This is a genomic window from Mycoplasma anserisalpingitidis (assembly GCF_007859615.1).
GTDB lineage: Bacteria > Bacillota_I > Bacilli_A > Mycoplasmatales > Metamycoplasmataceae > Mycoplasmopsis > Mycoplasmopsis anserisalpingitidis.
In genome coordinates, this window is the sequence record NZ_CP042295.1 from 654,746 (window position 1) to 677,367 (window position 22,622).

At 27.2% G+C, this 22,622-nt stretch carries 26 protein-coding genes; 11 read left to right on the forward strand and 15 right to left on the reverse strand.

Annotated features, from left to right (window positions below; all coding sequences use genetic code 4):
• The 9 genes from FRW55_RS02635 to FRW55_RS02675 all read left to right on the forward strand — a co-directional run bounded on the left by FRW55_RS02635 (position 1) and on the right by FRW55_RS02675 (position 8,177).
• A complete protein-coding gene (locus FRW55_RS02635) occupies positions 1–753 on the forward strand; it encodes a lysophospholipid acyltransferase family protein (protein ID WP_146368613.1) in 753 nt (250 codons plus the stop codon).
• Positions 746–1,477 (forward strand): segregation/condensation protein A, encoded by a 732-nt coding sequence (locus FRW55_RS02640; RefSeq protein WP_146309195.1) that lies wholly within the window; start codon positions 746–748, stop codon positions 1,475–1,477. Before FRW55_RS02635 ends, FRW55_RS02640 begins: the two co-directional genes overlap by 8 nt.
• On the forward strand, positions 1,467–2,042 hold the full coding sequence (gene scpB / locus FRW55_RS02645; RefSeq protein ID WP_146309194.1) for an SMC-Scp complex subunit ScpB: 576 nt from the start codon (positions 1,467–1,469) through the stop codon (positions 2,040–2,042). The genes FRW55_RS02640 and scpB overlap by 11 nt, the downstream gene beginning before the upstream one ends.
• The gene (locus FRW55_RS02650) at positions 2,042–2,896 is read left to right on the forward strand and encodes a pseudouridine synthase family protein (protein ID WP_146368614.1); all 855 of its coding nucleotides are present in this window, start codon (positions 2,042–2,044) and stop codon (positions 2,894–2,896) included. Before scpB ends, FRW55_RS02650 begins: the two co-directional genes overlap by 1 nt.
• Positions 2,897–2,911: 15 nt before the next feature.
• Positions 2,912–3,217, forward strand: coding sequence for an Asp-tRNA(Asn)/Glu-tRNA(Gln) amidotransferase subunit GatC (locus FRW55_RS02655; RefSeq protein ID WP_146368615.1), 306 nt, complete (start codon positions 2,912–2,914; stop codon positions 3,215–3,217).
• Positions 3,217–4,536, forward strand: a complete 1,320-nt coding sequence (locus FRW55_RS02660) for an amidase family protein (RefSeq protein WP_146368616.1) — start codon at positions 3,217–3,219, stop codon at positions 4,534–4,536. The genes FRW55_RS02655 and FRW55_RS02660 overlap by 1 nt, the downstream gene beginning before the upstream one ends.
• Entirely contained in the window at positions 4,536–5,972 is a 1,437-nt protein-coding gene (gene gatB / locus FRW55_RS02665; RefSeq protein WP_146368617.1) for an Asp-tRNA(Asn)/Glu-tRNA(Gln) amidotransferase subunit GatB, read from the forward strand. Before FRW55_RS02660 ends, gatB begins: the two co-directional genes overlap by 1 nt.
• A gap of 169 nt (positions 5,973–6,141) precedes the next feature.
• Positions 6,142–7,002 carry a YhjD/YihY/BrkB family envelope integrity protein gene (locus FRW55_RS02670; protein WP_237025359.1) on the forward strand — a complete coding sequence of 287 codons (861 nt, stop codon included), beginning with the start codon at positions 6,142–6,144 and terminating at the stop codon, positions 7,000–7,002.
• A gap of 164 nt (positions 7,003–7,166) precedes the next feature.
• Positions 7,167–8,177 (forward strand): IS30 family transposase, encoded by a 1,011-nt coding sequence (locus FRW55_RS02675; protein ID WP_146368304.1) that lies wholly within the window; start codon positions 7,167–7,169, stop codon positions 8,175–8,177.
• 263 nt (positions 8,178–8,440) lie between these two features.
• Here FRW55_RS02675 and FRW55_RS02680 read toward each other — a convergent pair whose 3' ends face one another.
• From FRW55_RS02680 to FRW55_RS02710, 7 genes are all read right to left on the reverse strand, one after another.
• Complete coding sequence (locus tag FRW55_RS02680) at positions 8,441–9,004, reverse strand: PTS transporter subunit IIC (RefSeq protein ID WP_146368619.1); 564 nt, start codon at positions 9,002–9,004, stop codon at positions 8,441–8,443.
• A gap of 112 nt (positions 9,005–9,116) precedes the next feature.
• Positions 9,117–9,389, reverse strand: a complete 273-nt coding sequence (locus tag FRW55_RS02685) for a PTS sugar transporter subunit IIB (protein WP_146368620.1) — start codon at positions 9,387–9,389, stop codon at positions 9,117–9,119.
• A gap of 9 nt (positions 9,390–9,398) precedes the next feature.
• Complete coding sequence (locus tag FRW55_RS02690; protein WP_146367489.1) at positions 9,399–9,839, reverse strand: PTS sugar transporter subunit IIA; 441 nt, start codon at positions 9,837–9,839, stop codon at positions 9,399–9,401.
• Between the two features lie 8 nt (positions 9,840–9,847).
• A complete protein-coding gene (locus FRW55_RS02695) occupies positions 9,848–10,162 on the reverse strand; it encodes a hypothetical protein (protein ID WP_146368621.1) in 315 nt (104 codons plus the stop codon).
• A complete protein-coding gene (locus FRW55_RS02700; protein ID WP_146368622.1) occupies positions 10,162–10,818 on the reverse strand; it encodes a hypothetical protein in 657 nt (218 codons plus the stop codon). The genes FRW55_RS02695 and FRW55_RS02700 overlap by 1 nt, the downstream gene beginning before the upstream one ends.
• Before the next feature lie 5 nt (positions 10,819–10,823).
• Complete coding sequence (locus FRW55_RS02705) at positions 10,824–11,510, reverse strand: hypothetical protein (protein ID WP_146368623.1); 687 nt, start codon at positions 11,508–11,510, stop codon at positions 10,824–10,826.
• Positions 11,500–12,150, reverse strand: a complete 651-nt coding sequence (locus FRW55_RS02710; RefSeq protein WP_162848283.1) for a beta/alpha barrel domain-containing protein — start codon at positions 12,148–12,150, stop codon at positions 11,500–11,502. The genes FRW55_RS02705 and FRW55_RS02710 overlap by 11 nt, the downstream gene beginning before the upstream one ends.
• A gap of 764 nt (positions 12,151–12,914) precedes the next feature.
• Between FRW55_RS02710 and FRW55_RS02715 the strand changes: the two genes are divergently transcribed.
• On the forward strand, positions 12,915–14,180 hold the full coding sequence (locus tag FRW55_RS02715) for an ATP-binding protein (RefSeq protein WP_201798402.1): 1,266 nt from the start codon (positions 12,915–12,917) through the stop codon (positions 14,178–14,180).
• Between the two features lie 69 nt (positions 14,181–14,249).
• Here the strand turns inward: FRW55_RS02715 and FRW55_RS02720 are convergent, their stop codons facing one another.
• On the reverse strand, positions 14,250–15,149 hold the full coding sequence (locus FRW55_RS02720) for an aquaporin (RefSeq protein ID WP_146368625.1): 900 nt from the start codon (positions 15,147–15,149) through the stop codon (positions 14,250–14,252).
• 7 nt (positions 15,150–15,156) lie between these two features.
• A complete protein-coding gene (locus FRW55_RS02725; protein WP_146368626.1) occupies positions 15,157–16,194 on the reverse strand; it encodes a 2-hydroxyacid dehydrogenase in 1,038 nt (345 codons plus the stop codon).
• Positions 16,195–16,334: 140 nt separating this feature from the next.
• Between FRW55_RS02725 and FRW55_RS02730 the strand changes: the two genes are divergently transcribed.
• Complete coding sequence (locus tag FRW55_RS02730) at positions 16,335–17,066, forward strand: DNA-processing protein DprA (protein WP_146368627.1); 732 nt, start codon at positions 16,335–16,337, stop codon at positions 17,064–17,066.
• A 57-nt stretch (positions 17,067–17,123) separates the two neighbouring features.
• Here FRW55_RS02730 and rpmA read toward each other — a convergent pair whose 3' ends face one another.
• From rpmA to FRW55_RS02760, 6 genes are all read right to left on the reverse strand, one after another.
• Complete coding sequence (gene rpmA / locus FRW55_RS02735; protein WP_006886831.1) at positions 17,124–17,384, reverse strand: 50S ribosomal protein L27; 261 nt, start codon at positions 17,382–17,384, stop codon at positions 17,124–17,126.
• 7 nt (positions 17,385–17,391) lie between these two features.
• The gene (gene rplU / locus FRW55_RS02740) at positions 17,392–17,691 is read right to left on the reverse strand and encodes a 50S ribosomal protein L21 (RefSeq protein ID WP_146309176.1); all 300 of its coding nucleotides are present in this window, start codon (positions 17,689–17,691) and stop codon (positions 17,392–17,394) included.
• Between the two features lie 126 nt (positions 17,692–17,817).
• Positions 17,818–18,057, reverse strand: a complete 240-nt coding sequence (locus tag FRW55_RS02745) for a hypothetical protein (protein ID WP_146309175.1) — start codon at positions 18,055–18,057, stop codon at positions 17,818–17,820.
• A gap of 67 nt (positions 18,058–18,124) precedes the next feature.
• Positions 18,125–19,312: a YitT family protein gene (locus FRW55_RS02750; RefSeq protein ID WP_146368628.1), complete on the reverse strand. Its 1,188-nt coding sequence runs from the start codon at positions 19,310–19,312 to the stop codon at positions 18,125–18,127.
• A gap of 27 nt (positions 19,313–19,339) precedes the next feature.
• Entirely contained in the window at positions 19,340–21,316 is a 1,977-nt protein-coding gene (gene ligA / locus FRW55_RS02755) for an NAD-dependent DNA ligase LigA (protein ID WP_146368629.1), read from the reverse strand.
• A gap of 54 nt (positions 21,317–21,370) precedes the next feature.
• Positions 21,371–22,618, reverse strand: coding sequence for a DUF2179 domain-containing protein (locus FRW55_RS02760; RefSeq protein ID WP_237025360.1), 1,248 nt, complete (start codon positions 22,616–22,618; stop codon positions 21,371–21,373).
• Between the last annotated feature and the right edge of the window lie 4 nt (positions 22,619–22,622).

Here is a 22,622-nt window from a genome sequence, read left to right on the forward strand (position 1 = left end):
ATGAATTTAATCACATTAAAGAAAATTGTTTTTGGTCCTGTATGATTGATGAGATTTCACAGAATAAATTCTTTAGCAAGAAAATACCGTAAAACTCCTGAATTAGCAAGTCAACAAGTAAGACTTGACAGAATGATTAAATACAGTAAAAAAATGCTAAAACTTTTAAGAATTGATGTTGAAATTACTGGAATGGAAAATCTACCAAGCACTGGTGGAGTTATCTTAACACCAAATCACAAATCAAATATCGACTCAGTTGTTTTAATGAAACTTTTTGAATTAAATAAAGAAAAAGGTGAAGAAGCACACAAAATGCCTACCTTTATCGCTAAAAAAGAATTGCTCAAAAAACGTTTAGTTAGAAATGGACTTAGTTTACTTGATACTTTTTCAATTGATAGAGAAAATTTCAGAGAGTCTTATAAAACTCTTCAAGATTTTGGTGAATATGTAAAAAGAATTTCAACTTATGGAGTTATTTTCCCTGAAGGTACCAGAGTTGCTAATCCTAATGAAATAGGAGAATTTAAGTCAGGTGCGTTTAAAATTGCCGCTATGAAATATTTACCAATTTTACCTGTTACTATTGTTAATAGTGAACAAGCATTTGATAAAAAAAGAAAAGGTAGATTAACAATTAAAATTAAAATTCACTCTTTAATTAAGGCTAACGCTGTTATAACACAAGATTCAGCTGCTGTAGGAAAAAGAGTTAGAGAAATCGTATTATCTGGGTTAAACAATGGATAATTTTGATATAAAATTAGATGATTTTGATGGACCACTTGACCTTTTATTATCTTTAGTACAAGATAAAAAAATAAGTGTTTTTGAAATCAATATGGCTGAATTAGCAACTCAGTATTTGCAAATAATCAACAACTTAAAAGATTCAGATATTAATATAGCATCTGAATATTTAGTTATGGCCGCTACTTTAATTCAACTCAAGTCAAAATTATTATTAAATAGTCCAGAGGAAAAAGAAGAAGTTGAAATCGAAAAAAGTAATCTTTTACAACAAATTTTAGAATATAAACAATTCAAAGAAGTAAGTAAAACACTTAAAGAAAAAGAAGAATTACGTGATGATATTTTTATTAAAGAAATGAGTAACTTAGATCAATTTATTTTAGAAAAAGATAATTCAAAGCTTGATGGTACTTCTAACCCAGTTAAATTGATTATGATACTTAGAAAAATGTTTGAACGAAGATTTGCTCAAAAACTTGCTTTAGCTAAATTAGATACTTTTAAGTTAACACCAAAAGATCAAGAAGGTTACATAAAAAACATTTTTGATAATTATGAGAATGTAACTTTTGATCAAATATTTAATTTACCATCATTAAATCATTTTGTAATTACACTTTTAGCACTTTTAGATATGGCTAGAAGACAAATTATCATTATAGAACAAGATGAACAATTTGCTGAATTAAGATTCAAAAGAGGACCTGAGTATGAAAGATAATATTTTAGAAGCTGCATTATATGTTCAAGGTGATGAAGGATTAACTCTTGAACAAATTAGAGAACTTTTCTCATTAAATAATATTATTGAAGCTAAAAAAGTAATTAATGATTTTATTAAAAAATACAATGAATCAAACAGAGGACTTAAAGTAGTTGAGTTTAATGAGATTTATAAATTAGCAACTCGCGAGAGTGTTAAAGAATATATTTCAAAAATTGTTAATGTGATTAGAAAACAAAAGCTTTCAAACGCTGCTATTGAAGTTGCTGGGATAATAGCTTATAAACAACCAATTACTAGAGGTCAAATCGCAAGCATTCGTGGAGTTTCATCTGACCAAGTTTTAAATACTCTATTAGCTAAAGGTGTTGTTGAAGAAGTGGGTATCTCACCTACAGTTGGTCATCCAGTTCTTTATGGTGTAACAAACAAGTTTTACGATTATTTTAGAATTAAATCTCTTTCTGAATTACCTAAACTAACTGAATTTAATTTTGTTGAGGGTACTGAAGAAAATGCTACTGAATATGACTTATTTGAAAGTCAAAGAGAAGAGTTTTAATGGAATATACAAAATTTAATACTACAAAAAACGATCAAGGAAGAACTGCATTTAAACTTTTAGTTAAATACTTCGATAATGTTCCTATAAGCAGAATTGAAAGAGTTTTTCGCCAAAAAGATATTAAAATTAATGGTATTAGAAACATCAATAAAAATCATGTTATTCAAGAAAATGACCTAGTTGAAGTTTATGGACTTTCAGACTTAAAAAATAATGAATCAAAAATTAATAAAAATATCAAAATTCTTTTTCATCCTATCTATGAGGATGAAAATATTTTATTAATTCATAAACCAGAAAAAATAGCTATTCACAGTGAAGAAAACTGTATCGATGAACAAGTTTTATCTTACTTAAAATTCAAAAAAGTTGACAGCTTTGTTCCTAGTCATGTTGGAAGATTAGATAAAGAAACTAGTGGAATTATGCTATATGCAAAAAACTATGAAACACTTCAATATTTGAATGAAAATATAAAAAACATTGAAAAAACATATATTTTCAAAAGTGATTTTAATAATGATCATTTGACTGTTGAAGGTTATATTTATCATGATAATATAAAACAAAAAATGAAAATAAGTAAGAATTTTGTAGAGAACTCTAAAAAATTTACTACTAAATTATTTATGATTAAAGATAGAAAATTCGCAAAAATAATCACTGGTAGAAAACATCAAATAAGAGCTACTTTATCTTATCTAGGATACCCAATTTACGGTGATCATAAATATGGTGGTAAAAAATTCAACCGTTTAATGTTACACGCTTACTCAATTAAATTCAGAAATATGACAGGTAAATTCGAATATCTAAATGAGCATGAATATCTTAAAGAACCTAATTGATAGTAATGAAAGGAAAAAATGAACAAAAATATTACAAAAGAAGAATTATATAAAATTGCTGAAAGTTTAATGCTTAAACCAACTGAAGATGTAGTTGAAGAAATCTTAAAAGATTGAGAAATATTACAAAAGCACATTCAGATGATGAATTTAATTAACACCGAAAACATCGAACCAATGACTCATATTAATGAAAATTATCAAATTGATTTTTTTAGAGAAGATATCGAAGATACTTCATGAGCAATCGAAAAAGAACATATTTTAGCAAATGCATCTGAATCTGACCAAGATTTTATTATTACTAAAAAGGTGGTTAAATAATGAGTATTAAAGTTTTAGGAAATTTTGAAAATGCTAGAAAAGAATTGATTAATGATAAAAACAATGCGGTTGCGTATGTTTATGATCAAATGAAAAATTTAAATCAAAACGGTTCTTTATCAAATGCAGTTTTCACAATAAAAAACGTTTTTGCTACAGATGACGCAATAACAAATGCTTCAAGTAAAATTTTAGAAAATTTTCAACCTCATTATAATGCTCAAGTTGTACAAAAACTATTAAATGCTGGTGCCGTTTCAGTTGCTAAAGTGCATTCTGATGAATTAGCTCTTGGTGGAACTGGAACATATTCTGGATTTGGATTAGTTAGAAATCCAATTGATCTTGAAAGATTAAGTGGTGGTTCATCATCAGGTTCTATTGCGACTTTAACAGAAAACATTTCATTTGCTCTTGCTAGTGACACTGGCGATAGTGTAAGGCTACCTGCTTCATACAATGGTAAAGTAGGTTTTAAACCATCTTATGGAGCAATTTCTCGTTATGGAATGTTTGCTTACTGTTCATCATTAGACACAGTTGCATTTTTTGCCCACAATGTTAATGATATTTTTGAAGTTTCTAAAGCAGCTTTTGGTGTTGATAACAAGGATATGACCAGTGTTGAAGTTAAAATCCACCAATTAAACATGATTAAACCTAAAAATGTAATTGCTTTAGATTTAGATGAATTTTTAGAAGATTATGTTTTAGATTCATATAATAAATTAATAGAAAAACTAATTAAAAATGGTGTAAATGTTAAAAAAATCAAACCAGATCTAACAATTTTAAGAAATATAAAACCTGTTTATGATATTGTAAGTTATTCAGAAGCGTCAGCTAATTTAGCAAATTTAAATGGAATTGCATTCGGAGAAAGAAAAACTGGTGAAAACTGACAAGAAATAATGACAAATACCAGAACAAGTGGTTTTGGAAAAATGGTTCAAAGAAGACTAACACTTGGAAGTTATTATTTATACAGCAAAAACCAAGACGAAATATTCAAGAAAGCTCAAAAAGTTAGAAGAGTTATTAAAGATTATTTAACAAATTTACACAAAAATTCAGATGTTTTAATTTACCCAGCAAGTGCTGCAGTGGCACCATTTATTGATTTTTCTAAAAATAAAAACTATGATTTGATGGAATATATTTTAACTGGTTCAAACTTAGTTGGAAACCCTTCGATTACACTACCTTTAGGCAAAAAAGATAATTTACCATTTAATATTGCACTTGACTCTGAAATTTATAGTGATGAAAAATTACTTTCAATTTCACTTTGATTTGAAGAAATTTTAGGAGGAAAATAATGAACTGAAATAATTATTTTGATGTAGTTATTGGTGTCGAAATCCACGTTGAATTAGACACTAAAACAAAAATGTTTTCTCCTGCAAAAAATGTCTTTGATGCAGAGCCTAACACAACAGTTAATCAAATTGATTTAGCTTACCCAGGAACTTTACCATTAATTAATAAGCAAGCTGTTAAATATGCAATTGCTTTAGCTAAAGCTCTTAAAATGGAAATTGATAGTGAAATGCATTTTGATAGAAAAAATTACTTTTATCCAGATTTACCAAAAGGATTTCAAATCACTCAATTTTATAGACCAATTGGGAAAAATGGTGTTATTGACGTAATTTTTAATAACGGAGAAATTAAGCAAGTATCAATCGAAAGAATTCACCTCGAAGAAGATACTGCAAGACAACATCATGATGAAAATGGAACTAAACTTGATTACAATCGCGCCGGGGTTCCACTTATTGAAATTGTTTCAAATCCTGTTATGAGCTCAGCTGAAGAAGCAGCTGCATATGTAGATGCTATAAGAAAAACCGCTTTAGCTCTTAAAATAAGTGATGCTAAACTTGAGCAAGGTTCATTAAGAGCTGATATTAACATTTCATTAAAACCTAAGGGTGTTAGTGAATTTGGTACTAAAGTTGAAATTAAAAACATGAACTCGCTTAACAATATTAAAAAAGCAATTGAATTTGAAATTGTTGATCAAGCTAAAAAATTGTTTAAAAATGAAAAAATTCTTCAACAAACTAAACGTTTTGATGATCAAAGCAATTCAACAATTACAATGAGAGTCAAAACAGGGCAAACTGATTATAAATACTTCCCTGAACCAAATATTCCTTTTATTAAAATATCTCAAAATTTAATTGATTCAGTAATTCTTCCCGAACTTCCAGTTGAAAGATTTAAACGTTATAAATCTTATGAAATTCAAGACATTTATATTCAAAGCTTAAATAATGACTTAAAACTTGCAGACTATTTCGACAGCATAAGTTATCCAGATAAAACAAAATTGGCTAAAATTTTCTTTGCTGAAGTAGTTTCATTAGCAAACTCTAAATCTGTAAATGCCTATGAACTTAATATCAAACCAGAAAACATTACTAAATCAATTGAATTATTAGACCAAGAAATTATTTCAGGTAAATCAATCAAAAAACTGATTCCACTTTTACAAAATTTTGATGGTGATATCAACGACTTACTAGAAGAGCACAAACTTAAACAAATTAGTGACTTGAATTTAATAAATCAAATTATTTCTGAATTAATAAATCAAAATGAAAACATTGTTCAAGAATATCCTAATCGTCCTGAGAGAGTCTTAAAAATGATTCTTGGTTTAGCTATGAAAAAAACTGATGGTCAAATTTCACCAACCTTAGCTGATGAAGTTACTAAGAAAATTCTTCAAGAAAAATTCAATCTATAAAAATTATTTAAAAAATAATTGTGATTTTACAAGAAACTTAAGTAGAGAAGTTAAAAAAGAAAAGTTCAATCATAACATAATTTGGCCACCAAAATGAAAAGTAAATATATATGAAATAATTTGTAAATTTATCATTAAAATTATTTTATTTATTACAATGTTTAGAACAATGCATAGAAATAAGCAAAAAAGAGAAAGTATTATTAATCGAGCTTATTTAAAATTTTCGTCAAAAGAGTTTCAATTTATCCCGCTTTCATCTTGTTTTTATTTCTTACTTTCATTTGTTCCTATTGTTATTATTGTTTACTTTATTCTTTCATTATTTTCCTGACATATTTCATTCAATAAATTCTTCTATCAAGACATTCTTTCAAATTTAATACCTGGAATTTTAAGTGTTATAGATTTTTTACCAAGCAATTTTGATAGTTATTGAAGTTACATTCCATTAGCAGTTCTTTCATTATCATGTTTATGATTAAGTAGTGCTGGTTATGGTAAAATGATTACTTCTTATAACTATATTTATGGACACAAATTTTTAGGAAATTTTTTAGGAAATAGATTCAAAGGTTTATTAATAGTTATTTTAATTTCTCTTTATATTTCAATTTGAGTTATCATACTTAAACTTCTAAATATTTTATTTATCGCTTTTAATGATGATCCAGAGTATAAAAAATGAGAAGCTTTTATTCTTTTTGAGATAACATCCTTAATATTTTTATACATTGGTTTTATTCTTCTTTATAAATTTGTACCCTCATTTAAGTTAAAAATTTCTCAAGTTTATTCAGGATCATTATTGGCCACAATACCAACTTGAATATTAGTTTTAATCTTTGGTTCACTTAACACAACTTTTAAATATGAAAAATATGGACCATTAGGAATATTTTTATATATTTCAGTTTTTATAAGTTTTTACAGTTATTTTACTTATTTAGGTATTTTGGTAAACGAATCTTTTTATAAAACCTTTATTTCTCAGAGAACATTACAGAAAAAAGCATGGTGAAAATTTTAAAAATAAAGTGCATTTTAAATAAATGCACCCTTGATTATACTTTCAAGTGCAAACATGTTTGTGTTTGTACTTTTTAGTTTAAATTAGTTTAAAATAAAAAAAGAGAAACTAACCAAAACTAAACAATGTTTCTCTTTTAACCCTTAAATTTGAAATGAGGTCATATGAATTATACACAATTAAAACCAGAAGAGAGATTAATTATTCAAATCAACTATGGTTTCAAAACATTAAAAGAAATTGCAGAAATGTTAAGAAGATCTGTAAGTACAATCTCTAGAGAAGTTAAACGAAATTCGAATATCTACGGTGAATATGATGCTGCATATGCTAATAAAAAAACAAAAATTCGAAAATGCTATTCAAGGAATCATAATGCTTTTGCAAACAAAGAATTTAATGATTTCTTTACTGAACACTATGAAAAAAATTATCATGGCGTTGAAGCTACTCTTAAACTTTATCAGGAAAAAACAGGTAAAAAAGGTTATTCTATTAGAACTCTTTACAAATGAATTAAATTAAATATTTGAGTCCTGAAAATGAAAAACCGTTTAAGAAAAGGGTATGTTAAGAATGGTAAAAGAAAGACTGATTATAAGATTAGATTAACGCATGGTAACAAGTTTGTTTTCCCTATACCTATGCGGCCTAAAAGTATAGAAACTAGAGAAAAATGGGGTCATTGAGAAATTGACTTAGTTATTGGAAGAAAGGGAAAAGGGTATCACAACTTACTAACTTTAACAGAGAGAAAAACACGTTTTACCATTATAAAAAAGGTCACTAGCAAATTTTGATTTGAGATAAACAAGGTGCTGAATGAAATAATTAAGGATTATCCATTTCCATTTTTATCAATAACTTCAGATAATGGATTTGAATTTCAAGCCTTAGGATTAGTAGCCTATAAAAATGACTTATTAATTTATAAAGCACAACCATATTGTTCATTTCAAAGAGGTTCAAATGAACATTTTAATGGACTAATTCGTAGAAAATTCAAAAAAGGATTTGATTTTACAGAATTAACTGATGAAGAAGTTCAAGAACTTCAAGATGAAATAAACAATATGCCAAGAAAAATTTTTGGTTTTAAATCTTCTAGAGAAATGGCTGAACAAGAGTTAAATATAGAAATGATTTTACTAGATCTTTTACCTAATCTTGAATAATAAAATGTGGTCTTTGACCACATATATCCCAATTTCAACCACAATACGTTTTACATAATATTTTGTTGATAAACTTTCCACTCAAACGCCGTGGAGAGGCTTTTGATTTTTTCTGTTATTAAACCACACTTCTAATATGGTTCTTTTTCTCTACGCTCAGTCGCCGCTCTGGCTTTTCTTTTTAAAAATTTATAGGGAAACGTCCTAACGGACTGATCCGCTCAAGCGCCGCGGGGCTTCTTTTCTCAAAAAATCTACCAATTTTACTGTAAAATATTGTTAAGAGAAGCGTTTGCACTTCAAGGTTTAAAAAAGGTTATAGGGAAACGTCCTAACGGACTGATCCGCTCAAGCGCCGCGGGGCTTCTTTTCTCAAAAAATCTACCAATTTTACTGTAAAATATTGTTAAGAGAAGCGTTTGCACTTCAAGGTTTAAAAAAGGTACGTGTCCTGATAAGTAAACGTATTTAAATCTTGAAAATACAGCAAGAATTAAGTTCATAATCATTCCAACAATCATGATTAATGAACCTACTGTACTAATTGCTGAAACATCTGTGAAAATACCAGCGAAAGCATCATTATTTGGAATGATTCCACTTAATTTATAAGTTTCTTGGAACACTGGTTGAAAGGCTTTAAGAGAACCTTGTAACACAGCAGCTCCACCACTTAAAATAAGGAAACCAACAATAACTTTAAATACTGATACTATTGTTTCTGATGCCTTTTTACGTAATACTAAACAACCAATTAAAGTAAAAATACCTACTAAAAAGGCTGGAGTACTAGCAAAAGACTTAATAAATGATAGTAAGAAGTCCATTTTTCTCCTCTTATGTTTTTCTAACTGGTTTTAAATTTTAACAAGCAGCCTAGACCATACTCTTATCAACCAGAAAATAAGTTTCGATTGTTAAAATAGGTTTACTTGAAAATTATAAACCAAGAACTTTTTTAAGTTTTTCTTCAAGTTCTTGTTTAGAAAGAATATTTAATAAAACAATTTTTTTCTCTTCAGGGAAGTTTAGTACTGGAGCAACATCAGCTCCAACAACTACATAATCAACCCCTACACCAGTAAATGAACTAATGTTTGTGTGTTCTACTTTATCATAAGGAACTTTTAATGCTCCTAAAACACTTTTAACGTTCATTTCTACTAAAAGACTTGATCCAAGTCCTGATCCACATACTGTTTGAATAACCATAATTTCTCCTTATTTAAATTTTTGAATTAAAGATTTAACTTCATCAATATTTTTTGCTTCGTAAAGTTGTTTTTTGAATTCTTCATTTGTAAAATAATGTGCAAACTCTTGAAGAATATCTAAGTGTGAGTGCGAGTCTACTGCACAAAGAGTGATAATAACTTTTGCATATTTATCTTCTTGATTGTTAAATTGAACAAAATCATTAAGAACCATAACTGAAGCACCATTTTTTAATGAATATGGTCCTGGTGCTGCATGTAATAAAGCTAAACCATGTTCTAAAACATAGTAAGCACCGAATTGTTCGGTTGATTTGAATATTGCATCTGCAAGTTCTTTAGTCGCATATTTATTTTTTACTAAAAGTTCAACACCATGATTAACACATTCTTTTCAGTCTTTGATATTGTTGAATTCAAGCATTTCCTCGTTAAATAATTTTGACATTTTTTCTCCTAACTATGACTTCGTCACGCTAATAACATTAATATTATAAATAAGATAACGAACATACCAAAGAATATTGCCACTATTATAAGTCCATACTTTTTCGAAGTTGTTGGTTTATACTCTTTAGGTTCAGGTAAACCTTTATAATACATAAAAAATCTATTTGGGTTTTTCTTTTGTTTGATTTGTTTTTCTTGATGTTTTACTACTAAATCGTAAATCTCTTGATCGCTTAAGGAATTAACCTTAGAAATTTCTTCATCGTAAACAGTTGTGAGTAAATTAATATAACGCTCTCTATCACTTTTGCTTAAATTCATTATTTACCTCATCTATTAAACAAAGTAACTAAATCTTTAACTGGTTCAACCACTGAGAAAAAGATTAAATTAATTTCACTAAAATAATTTCTTCTAAGTATTCTTGATGCAATTTTAAAATCATTTTCTGCTAAAACATATTTTAACTGTTCCATAACTGAGTCATTTATTAAACGTCTACTTTTGTAAAATAAACTAAAACTTAGTCCAGAAACAATTAACATCAATAAAAATAAACAAGCAGAAATGATTCAAAATTGTAAGAATAATAATGCAAAGATACTAATTCAGATAACTGGAAATAAAATTTTAATGATATATTGAGTAATATTCATTCAATTTTTGCTTAAAATGTATTTATAGCATTGCAAATAAGACATTGTTAGAGAATAAACTGAATAATCTCCAATAATACTTTCATCAAAATGGATTATGCTTCTTTTTTTATTTAGTTCATAAGTAAAGTAGTTTTGATTGAATTCAAATTGAATCATTAACTTCTTTTGATCTAATACTTTTTTTGCATATTTTGCAGAAGCATAAGGCAAATTTGAATTTAAATCTTTGCTATTTTGAATTAATGCATTATAGATTATAAAACGATAAACAATTGAGATTACTACAACTAATGCAAATATAAACGTTGCAATTAACAATTTTATTATCTTCTTGCCCTTATTTTATATAAGTTTTCTTTTTGCATTCTCTCAATAAATTTTAACTTATCATTAAAACTCAATTCGTCATAATTCTCATAATTGTTTTCGATTTCTTCTATAAAATCAATTGAGTTTGATACCATAAATGTAGTTTCATTTGTAACTTTCTTAATATCATTTTTAAGTAGGACTACAAATTCAAACTTAAATTTATCACTTGGTAAAAAATCATTTCTAAGTATCTTAATTATCTCGTTATATCAGTGCAATTGAACATCTTTAATTGCTTTTTTCTTATTATTATGGATTAGAGCTATTTCCTTACTATTTAAGATTAATTCGTCATTAATTGAGTTTTTTATCATGTTTGAAATTAGAAAAACTCTGTTTTTATAAATAATAATCGCGGGAATTAATGAGTGATTTAATTTTGCGTACTTATTTTTGATTAAAATGTTATATATTACTTCGAAATCTTTATTTTTTGACAAACCATCTATTAACTTATCAAATTCTTTGTCTATTGAACCTACATTTTTAGAATTTGTAATTAAATTGTTCTTATTTTTATCGAAAAATATTCTTCAAATAAGAACAACTATAAATACCAAAATTAAAACTAGTGCAAGAACTCAAAAAGTTATTTTAACCGCATTTACAGTAGTAAAATCTCAAACATTATAATCCATATTTCTCGTTTCATCAAGTCATGAATTCAACTTTGTCTTTTGCTGAATATGTATTAATTATAGATCCTCCAACAGCAACATCCACTTTAGCTTCATGGAATAAATCTGCATTGTTTTCTCTTAAACCACCATCACTGATGATGAACAATTTTGGATTTATTTGTTTAAGAACTTTAACTCTGTTTAACAACTCAGGATTTAATTTAACGCCAGTTCCGCCGATTTTATCAATTGTCATTAAAACTATAAAATCAACATTTTTAATTATGTCTACATAATTCATGATTTCGTCTTGTGATTCGATCATAACACCAAGTTGTCCTGAAAACATAGTTCTATAACTACTTAATTTTTCAACACTTGCTTGTCTAAGTGGGAACGAAACTCTTTGAATTTTAATTTCATTGAATTTTTTTAGCAATAATTCAACATCACTAGTCATACAGTGAGCATCAAATTGAACATTAGGATATTTTTTGATTAAATAATCAGCAGTTTCCATATTTAATCCAAAACTTGATGTGTAATGAAAATCCATAAAATCAAGGTGCATATACTCTAGTCCATTTTTGACTAAATCATCAATTTGTTGTTCACACTTAAGCAGATTAAGTGCACATACACTTTGTGAATATTTCAAGATTTACCTCCTTACAAAAAATATCATACCAATAATATTGGTGAAGAATTACTATCACTGCAAACATTATTTTAGATAATATCGAGAGATGATATTTGTGCATAGATGTCATATTAGATGACATATCAAGTCCCTTTACAAGATAGTTTTTAAATTATACTAAAGTATATATGCAAAGTACAAAACATTTTCATAGGTCATAGTCAATATGTAATCATTTACACATCACTAAGTACTGTAAAATAGATATTTATGTATATTTTATGAATTTAGAAGTTAAAAATATTTTAAATAATAAAAGTTATTTTTAGTTTATTTTCACATATTTTCATATAGTTGTATAACAGTATGAAAAAGTTTAAAATCTGCTTTGTAATTATTTATAAAAAATTAAAGGAATTTGCAATATTTTAATGTTAACTATTTTTTTGTTATTAAAATAAATTTTAAGGGTTTTATCTTTTTATTCCACTCGATATACAAATGGTTATATTGCAAAAAAATGGTAAATATGATAAAAAATTTCATTAAAAGTAATTAAAAGCACAAATTTATTGCAATAAAATGGTATATTGGCCAAAAAAATTCATTAAAATGTCAAAAAACGATGAATTAATGCAAAAAAATGGTAAATATGATAAAAAATTCCATTATAAATATCTTAAAATGCAAATATAATGCAAAAAAATGGTAAATTTACTAAAAAATTTCACTATAAATCTATATATCATCATAAATTTTGTTAAAATTATATTGAAAGGTTAATGATGAAAGAAATAGAAATAGAAATAAAAAGAGATTTGTACTTACAAAAATTAATTAGGAAAATGAACAATGGTACTATAAAAATAATAACCGGAATGAGAAGAGTAGGAAAGACTTATTTGCTTTTTACACTATTTTATAATTATCTAATTTCGATAGGTATAGAAGAATCAAATATATTAAGAATATCATTTGAAGATTATGATAACCGGCACTTATCCAAGGAAGAAAATCTTTATAAAGCAATAAGCGAAAAAATTGAAAAAGACAAAAAATTGTATGTTCTCCTTGATGAAATCCAAGTTGTAGAAAATTTTGAAAAAGTTTTAATAAGTTTTTTAAATAACAAAAATGTAGACATTTATGTAACAGGAAGCAATGCAAAATTTTTATCTAAGGATGTAATAACTGAATTTAGAGGACGTGGTGATCAAATTCAAGTTTATCCATTATCTTTTAAGGAATTCAAAAGTGTTTATAATGAGTTAGATGTTAACGAAGCTTGAAATGAATACATTACTTATGGTGGACTCCCTGGAGTTAATAATCAAGATATCAGAGATAAAGCAAAATATTTATCTGATATTCTTAATAACACATATATAAAAGATGTTATAGAAAGAAATTCGATAAGAAGTGATGAAATCTTTGATAATACTTTTTTAATATTAGCTTCATCAATTGGTAGTTTAACTAATCCTAATAATATAGTAAATACTTTTAATAGTAAACACATTAATGTTCATTACAATACTATTTCAAACTATATAATTTATTTAGAAAATTCATTCTTAATTAGTAGGGCAAGATTATTTGACATTAAGGGTAGAAAAATAATTAATTCTGAAAATAAGTTTTACTTTGGTGATGTTGGAATAAGAAATGTGGCACTTAATTTTAGACAGAATGATGAGTCACATATTTTAGAAAATATTATTTATAATGAGTTAATCATCAGGGGATATAATGTTGATGTTGGAAGAATTGATTATAGAAACTCTAGTAGTAATGGAGGAGAAAGCCACAAATATGCGGAAGTGGACTTTGTTTGCAATGACTTTTTAAATAAAGTTTATGTTCAAGTTGCATTAGAAATTTCAACTGTGGAAAAAATGATACAAGAAACCAACTCATTTAGAAGAATAAGGGATTCATTCAAAAAAATTATTATAACTAAACATTTAAGAACACATTATACTGAAGAGGGAATATTAATTCTTAATCTATTTGACTTTCTTCTTGATGATAAATATTTATTACTATAAATTTGTAGCTTAGACTACATTTTTATTAAATTTAAAAATAAAAAGGATGTTTATTAGACATCCCGATTATTATTTTGTTGTCATATTATTATTTCTGTCGTTTTTGAATTTAATGCAATATACTACGAAAGGATTTACATATTTTTGTGTAATTCCTTGGATGAATAAATAGAATACTGGAGCTAAACTTGAACCAAGTGTCATTGCTATTGTTCCGCCAATAAATGAATTTGAAACAGTTGCGCCAGTGTTTGCTGCATTAAATAAGTATGGAAGTTGTTGAGCTAATCCACGAGCTGGGTTAATAGCTGCTGAACCACCAAGGATTCCCATTCATACTGAAAGCGAAATGATGAACATAATCATTAAATCACGGTATTTATCATTAATGTTTGGTGAAAAAATTGGGAATAATAATATTGCAGTCATAACTAATTCAGTGAAGAAAATTCAAGTTGAACCAGCCATCACATCATCACTTTTCACATTATCAAAAGCTTTGCCTGCAGCAACATCAGCTAAAATTGGTGAGTTAGGTATCCCTGTTGTTGAAGTATTCATTCCAATAGCATAAATAATTCCTGCAGCGGCAAACATTCCTAAAACTTGCATAGCAAATTTCATTAATGCATATTTGCCTGTGTTAGTTCCATTTAAGTATCTTGTTAAAGTTACGGCTGGGTTTAAGTCACAACTTCATCTTAAGAAGAAGAATAAGCATAAACCAACAACAATAAATCCAGCAAAAAATCCTACGATTGTATTGTGGAGTAAAAATAAGTGCTCAATTGGTTTATTACCAACGTAAATACTTAAACCAGCAAGTCCCATACTGATAAAGATTGTTCCAATAAATTCTGATATAGCATGTTTAATTCAAGTTTGTTTATTAGCAGGTTCTTGAGTGTTTTGTCTTCTTTTTTTTGTAAATTTAAAGAAATCAAAGATTCCATATTTTGTTTTATTCATTTTTTAATTATCCGTTCTGAACTCTTCCGTTCTCTAATAATCTAAGAGCATTTGTAAAATCTTGTTTTTCAGCATTGTCAGCATTATCTAAGGTAATTCTTGCAATTTGAGTTAATGCAACGTTTGTTAAGAATGCTTGGTGTGAAGTAATTAAAACATTTTTCATTTTAATTAATTCAGCTCATTCGGGGTCCATTTGTTGTATTTCTTCAGCACGCGTAGACACGTCTTCATAGAATCTTCCTTCTTCACGTTCAAGAACGTCAGAAGCAAGTCCTGCAATTGTATTATTTTTAAGACCTTTAATAGCTGCTTTAATGTCAATTAATTCACCTCTAGATGTGTTAACAATAATAACACCTTTTTTCATAATTGAAACTGCATCCATGTCAATCATGTGTTTTGTTGATGGTAATAAAGGAGCATGAAGTGAAATAAAATCACTTTCTTTTAATAATTTTGTTAAAGTAACGTATTCAAATCCCATTTTTTTAGCTAAATCTGGATTATTTGTTTCACTGTAAATGTCGAATACTAATACTCTAGCACCCATTCCTCTGGCAATGTTAATAAAACATTGTCCAATTTTTCCAGCACCAATAACTCCAATTGTTGAACCATATACACACATTCCATCAAGACCATTTAATGAGAAGTTGTATTTTTTAACACGTCTTGAAGCAGTAACCAATTTTCTGTTTAATGTCATCAATGTTGCCATAGCAAATTCAGCAACTGATTCAGCAGAATAGTTAGGGATTCTAAATACTTGAATTCCTAATTCTTGAGCTTTAACTAAGTCAACTTTATTATATCCCATTGATCTTTGTAATCAAACTTTAACACCATAACTTGCTAAAATGTCTAAAACATATTTATCACCATATGTGTTAACAAAAGCACAAATAGCATCAAAACCTTTAGCTAATTTAGCAGTATTAATGTTTAAGTTTTCTTTGAAATAAACTATTTCATGTCTTCCATTGTTTTCTTGATTAAAGTATTTAATGTCATATTCTTTGGCATCAAAAAAAGCTATTTTCACAACTACCTTCTTTCTACATTAAATTTTATCTTAATTAATATTATTAATATATATAAGTAATCATTATAATGGAAACAATAACAAATAAAGTTCATATTTAGTTCATTTTGTTAAATCAACTCATATTTATATGAGGTAATATGAGAGAATTTTTATTATATTGAGCATGAATATGCAAAGGAAATAATTTGGAAATCTTCAAGAAAATTAAAAATGCTGAATTAGTAAATTTTAAATTACTTGAAGAAATCAAACAAAAATTAGAAAAAACAAACATAAAATACATTACTTTTTTAGATAGCGATTATCCGAATGACTTACTACAACTTAAATATCCACCTTATGTTTTGTTTTATAAAGGAAATATTAATCTACTTAAAGGAAGGGAATTATTAAATATTACAGGAGAAATTAATGGAAGTATAAGTAAGTTTACAATTAGTTATTTGAACGAAAAGATTTTTAAGAAATCTACTTTAGTTACAAATCAACAAACAGATTTAGATTATGAAATCATTAATTTATTTAAAAAACATAAATCTAACATTATTTATCTACTTGCTAGTGGAATTAAAAGTGAATCTAGAGAATATGGTACAAATGAACTTATTTTAAGTCAATTTCCGCCTGATTATCATGTAAAGCGCGAACATTACTCAATGCGTAATTTAATTTGTGCAGGTATTTCAAAGAGAATGATTTTGATTTCCACTAAAGAAGAAAGTAAATTAATCCACTTAGCATATGCTTTTGCAGATTATGGAAAAAATGTTTTTTGTTTTCCTGGAATTCAGTGAAACGATACTAATAGTGAATTAATAAAAAATGGAGCACAAATGATAACTAATATTTCCGATGTTGTATATTTTTAGTAAAAAAAACAGCAGGTTTGATTACCTGCTGTGATTTTAATAAATTAATCAAAAAGATTAATTTTGTTTTTCTGTATATACTGAAGCAAACTTTCTGTTTCTTCTAGTTTCATATTTAACATATCCATCGATTAATGCAAATAATGTATCATCACCACCACGTTGAACATTAACACCTGGGAAAATCTTTGTACCTCTTTGACGGTAAATGATTGAACCAGCTGTACAGAATTGTCCGTCACCTAATTTAGCACCAAGTCTTTTACTGTGTGAGTCACGACCATTACGTGTCGAACCACCGGCTTTCGTATGTGCCATTTCTTAATTATCCTTTAATTTCTGTAATTTTTACACGTGTATATGGTTGACGGTGTCCAAGTTTTCTTTTGTGTGTTGATTTTGCATTGTGACGATATACAACGATTTTTTTAGCTTTACCTTGTTTTTCAATAACACCAGTAACGCTAGCTCCTGTTAAATATGGTTGACCAATCTTAGAGTCAACTAATAATACTTTATCAAAAGTAACGTTGTCTCCTTCATTTCCTTCAATTTTCTCAATGAAAATTGTTTGATCAACTTCAACTAAAAGTTGTTTGCCCCCTGTTTCGATGATTGCTTTCATAGCAATACCTCCCTTAAGTGGCTCGCCTTTGAGGTGTTTAATAATTAAAACTTATATACCTTTTTAGAACGGTTACTAAAGTAACATGCTTATTATACAACATTAAATTTTTAATTAAAGATTTTATTAAAAAATAACTAAGTTATCATTTTGTACATTTTTATCTTTTGTATAATCTCACTTGTAAGTGGCTTCTTTAGTTTTCATTTCGCCAGCACTACTTAAACTAGATTTTATCAGACCAATAATTGGTGTTATTGCATAAATTAATTGTGGCAGCAAAGTTACCAGAACACTAGCAACAGCACCAGGTTCAATCTTATCATAATCATCTTTGCTAACTCTTTTTAGTTCATTTAATTTCATATTACCTCCATCTATAAATGTTGACTATTTAATAAATAAACAAAAAAAGTACAAAAAAGAGCCAAAATTAGCTCTCTACATATTGTGTATTAAAACTTCCTACAACTTTAGTAATTGGATATACTGTAATTCATGCAGTTGGATCAACATTTTTGACATCTTCAATAATGTTTCTGGTTTCGAATAATAAACAAACTGTTTCGATTTTGTGAACTTCAGCTCCTGAGTAGCCTGATTTAATTGTATTTATTTCATATCCATGTCAGTAATTAATCAACTTAAAGTAGGCAAGTACTTTTGTTGGATTTGAACATGAAATAGATAATTTAACTTTTTTGTATTTAGGGTAAAGTAGATTAACGATTAAATTATTTACAACTAAATAAGTAAAGGTTGATAATTCTCTCATTCCAAAGTAAACTCTGTGTGGATTCTCTTCAGTAACTGGATGAGGTTTACAAATTCCGAAGATCACTAAGAAGATAATTGCAGTTGTAATAGAAACAATGCTCATTACTAAAGCAACATTCTTTTTAAGTTTTGTTGAAAAGTAATATACGATAAAATCAGTTCCACCGGTTGAACCACCTGATTTTCATGATAAGGCTATTCCACTTGCTATAAATGCAGCACCAAGAACACCATAAAGTAATTTAATTCAAGTATCATGGTCAGGGTCTAATTCAGGTCCAAAATTAATTGAATTTACTAAAAAATCATGAATAACTTCCGAACTAAATATAAAGTCAGTACCAATTTGGAATATCATAAATAGAACTGTTAATACGGTAAAAGTTCGTTTGATTTTTAGACCAACTGTAAAAATAAGTGGTAGGTTTACACCTAGATAAATTAACGCATAATATGCTTTAGTCTCGGGGACTAAAATGTTAATAAGAATAGGAATTCCACTTAGACCAGAAGGGATGGTGTCTCCTCTAACTAAAAACATTTTTGCTCCAAAGTTAAAAATTAATGCAACAAAAAAAATAAGTAAAACTCTTAATCAGTATCTTTTAATTATTTCTGTAAATGTAAACGAACGTTCTTTACTATTTAATAGGTGACGTCCCATTTTGTATTTTAATAATTCTGCTTCTTGTAAAATTTCATCATTTTTAGTTTCAACAAAATTTTTACAATCTGGATTATGTTTTTGAAATTTTGGATTTTTGTTAAAAAAAGAAAGTCTTTTTGGTGATTTCTTTTGATTTTCGCAGCAAATTGTTCTATTTCTTTGTTCCCTTAGTTTCATGATTAAAATTATAAATAATTTAATTATTTATTTAATTAAATTAAATAAAAATTTATCATCAATAATTGATACATTTAGCTGCTCAGCTTTTTCTCTTTTAGAACCAGGATTTTCTCCACAAAGAAGATAATTTGTTTTAGCTGAAACTGATGAAGATACAGTTCCACCATTTTGTTCAATAATTTCTTTAAGTTCATTTCTTTTTAATTCAAAAGTACCTGTAATTACGAATGTTAAGTTTTCTAATTTCTTTGAAGTATTAGCAACTTCAATAGGTTTGAAAATTTCACTGAGTTTTTCGATGGTTAATCTATTTTGCTCATTAGCGATTCATTTTTTAAGTGATTCTACAGATTTAATTCCAAAGTCATTTTCATTTTCAAGTAAATCAATATCATAAGTTAAAAGTTCAGATATATTACTTATTCTTTTAGCAATAATTTTACTTGCTCTTTCACCAATATGTTTGATTCCTAAGGCAAAAATTAATTTTGACAATTTATTATTTTTACTTTTTTCAATACTTTCAAGAATATTATTGATTTTTTTGTCTTTGAAACTTTTAAGCTTTAACATCTCATCTTTAAATTGGCCTAAATTATAAATATCATAAACTTCTTTAATTCAACCAAAATCGTAAAAAATTCTTATATTAGCTTCTCCTAAATTGACAATATTTAAACTTGGTCTTGAGACAAAATGGATTAATTTTCTAACCTTCTTTTCATCACAATTTTCATTAATGCAAAATTGGTCAACATTTTCTTCAATATATTCCAATTTAGAATTACATGAAGGACAATTTAATAATTTAGGATAAACACCATATGAGTTCTTTTTAACTAAATCAATAACCTTAGGAATAATTTCTCCAGCTTTAATTAACTTAACTTCATCATTAACATTTAAATTTAACTCTTTAATGAATTCATAGTTGTGTAAAGTAGCAAATTGAACATTTGTCTGATTTAACTCTACTGATTCAACATTTGCAACATATGTTATTTTACCGGTTCGACCCACACTGGCACTAATTTCTTTGATTTTAGTTGTTGCTGATTCAGTTTCTAATTTAAATGCAATAGCATATCTAGGGAATTTTGCAGTGTATCCTAGTTCTTCTCAAATGTCTATGTTATTAAGTTTAATAACAAATCCATCACAGTCATAATCTAATTTATTTTTTATTTCAGCAAATTTTTCAATTTCTTCTTTGATTTCTTCTAATTCAGTAACTTTCTTAAAGTAATTCTGAGTCGGTAACCCAAGTTCTTTAATAAATTGAATTACGTCAGATTGAAAGTGAAGATTATGTTTAATCGGATCAACAATTTCATATAAAAAAGCACTTAAATTTCTTTGTTTAACTATGTTTGGATCTAATTGACGCAAAGTACCACTAGCTGCATTTCTAGGGTTAGCGAATTCTTGTTTATTTTCACTTCTAAGTCTATTATTTATTTCTATTAAAGTCTTCTTCGAAATGTAAACTTCCCCTCTGATTTCAATATCACTTAAATAATTGATTTTTTGAGGTATTGAATCAATTTGTATTATATTTTCAGTTACATCTTCACCTGTGATTCCATCACCACGTGTGACTGCTCTAATTAAATTACCATTTTTGTAATGTAATGAAATTGATAATCCATCAATTTTATAATCCAATGCATAACTAACTTCCATTTCATCAATTTTTTTAATGATATTTTCATGAAATTTTTTTATTTCTTCGAAATCGTAAGCTTTTGAGAGAGAAAGCATTGCTTTATTGTGTTCAAATTTAGTGAATTTATTTGCAGCATAACCACCAATTATTTGAGTTGGACTGTCAGTAGTAATAAGTTCTGGGAATTCATTTTCTAAACTTAACAATTCGTTATATAACTTGTCATACTCAGCATCGCTTACAATAGGGTTGTCCATATTGTAATAATGATGATTATATTTTTTGATTAATTCTATTAGTTCTTCTATTCTGTTTTTTGCTTGATTAATATTCATAAAATTATTATACATTGATTAAAATTTATAAACAAAAAATCAGCAAAATGCTGATTAGAATTTATTAGTAGGTAAATAAACATGTCCATCGATACTTGCGATATCAGAAATTGAGATGAACGCTTCTGAGTCAACATCTCTAATTGCTTTGATGATTCTTGGAACTTGTCTAAATAATGCTATAGAGGTTACAACATTTACCTCTTTACCTGAATATCCACCAATTCCCTTAAATACTGTAACACCAGTAACAATTTTTGTATCGTGAGCAAGTCTTTCACTAATATCCATATAATGTTTAGAGAAAATCTCTACTCTAACTAATTTGAATTTAGGGAAGAGTTTATTTAATACTAAAATATAAATGAAGTTTGTTAAAACTGTGGCTACAAAGTTTGGAGAAAGATATAATTCAAAAGTTCACGCTTTATTTAAAACCATTAATACTTGTTCATCTTGTACAATGCTCTTATCCACACTCTTAAGTAGCATAGATCCTGGAATATAAGAACCAATTGCAACACAAATTAATATGATTGCAATATTCATATATCCTGAAATACTTGCAAATGATTTTTGTTTTTCGTTCGCATATCATTCACCAATAACACCAGTAACACCAGCAGTTCCACCAATAATTTGGATAATCGCAAAGATTCATGAGAGTAAAAATCCATAAGTTAATGAGTATATCATTAAAGCTATAATATTTCCACCATCATTTCAAAGAAGAGGTATGATTGGACTAAGTGATTTTTGATATTCGTTTAAACTATTTTTAACAATTTTATTTGAAAAATCACCAATAAAATAAATATCATTAGCACCATCAATAAGACCAATTCCAAAAGATATAAATGAGGAAACAACTAAAAATATTACAGTCAAGTTCGTAAAAGTTTTTCCTATTTTTTTGTATCCAAAAATAAAAATCGGAATACTAAGAACGATATAAGCTATTCAATAAACAAGTTGATCTATCATATTTCTAACATTCGCAGCAACACTTTCGGGCATAGATACAGTAATTAAACGTGCAATAGATTGACCAAATGCAGCTAATCCGAAGTTATAAATACCAACATTTTTAACAAAGAATACACTTATAACACCAAAAATAATAGCGGTAATAATTGTAATACCCATCACTTGTCACATTGGTTTTTGACCATAAAATGATCTTAGTGGAAGACCAAAATTTGTCATTTTGGTTCTTTTATAGATCGTATTTTTTTTTGCAACATCGAAATTTAGATCTGTGTTAATTTCATTATTATCATTTGATTTATTAAATTTATTCAAATTA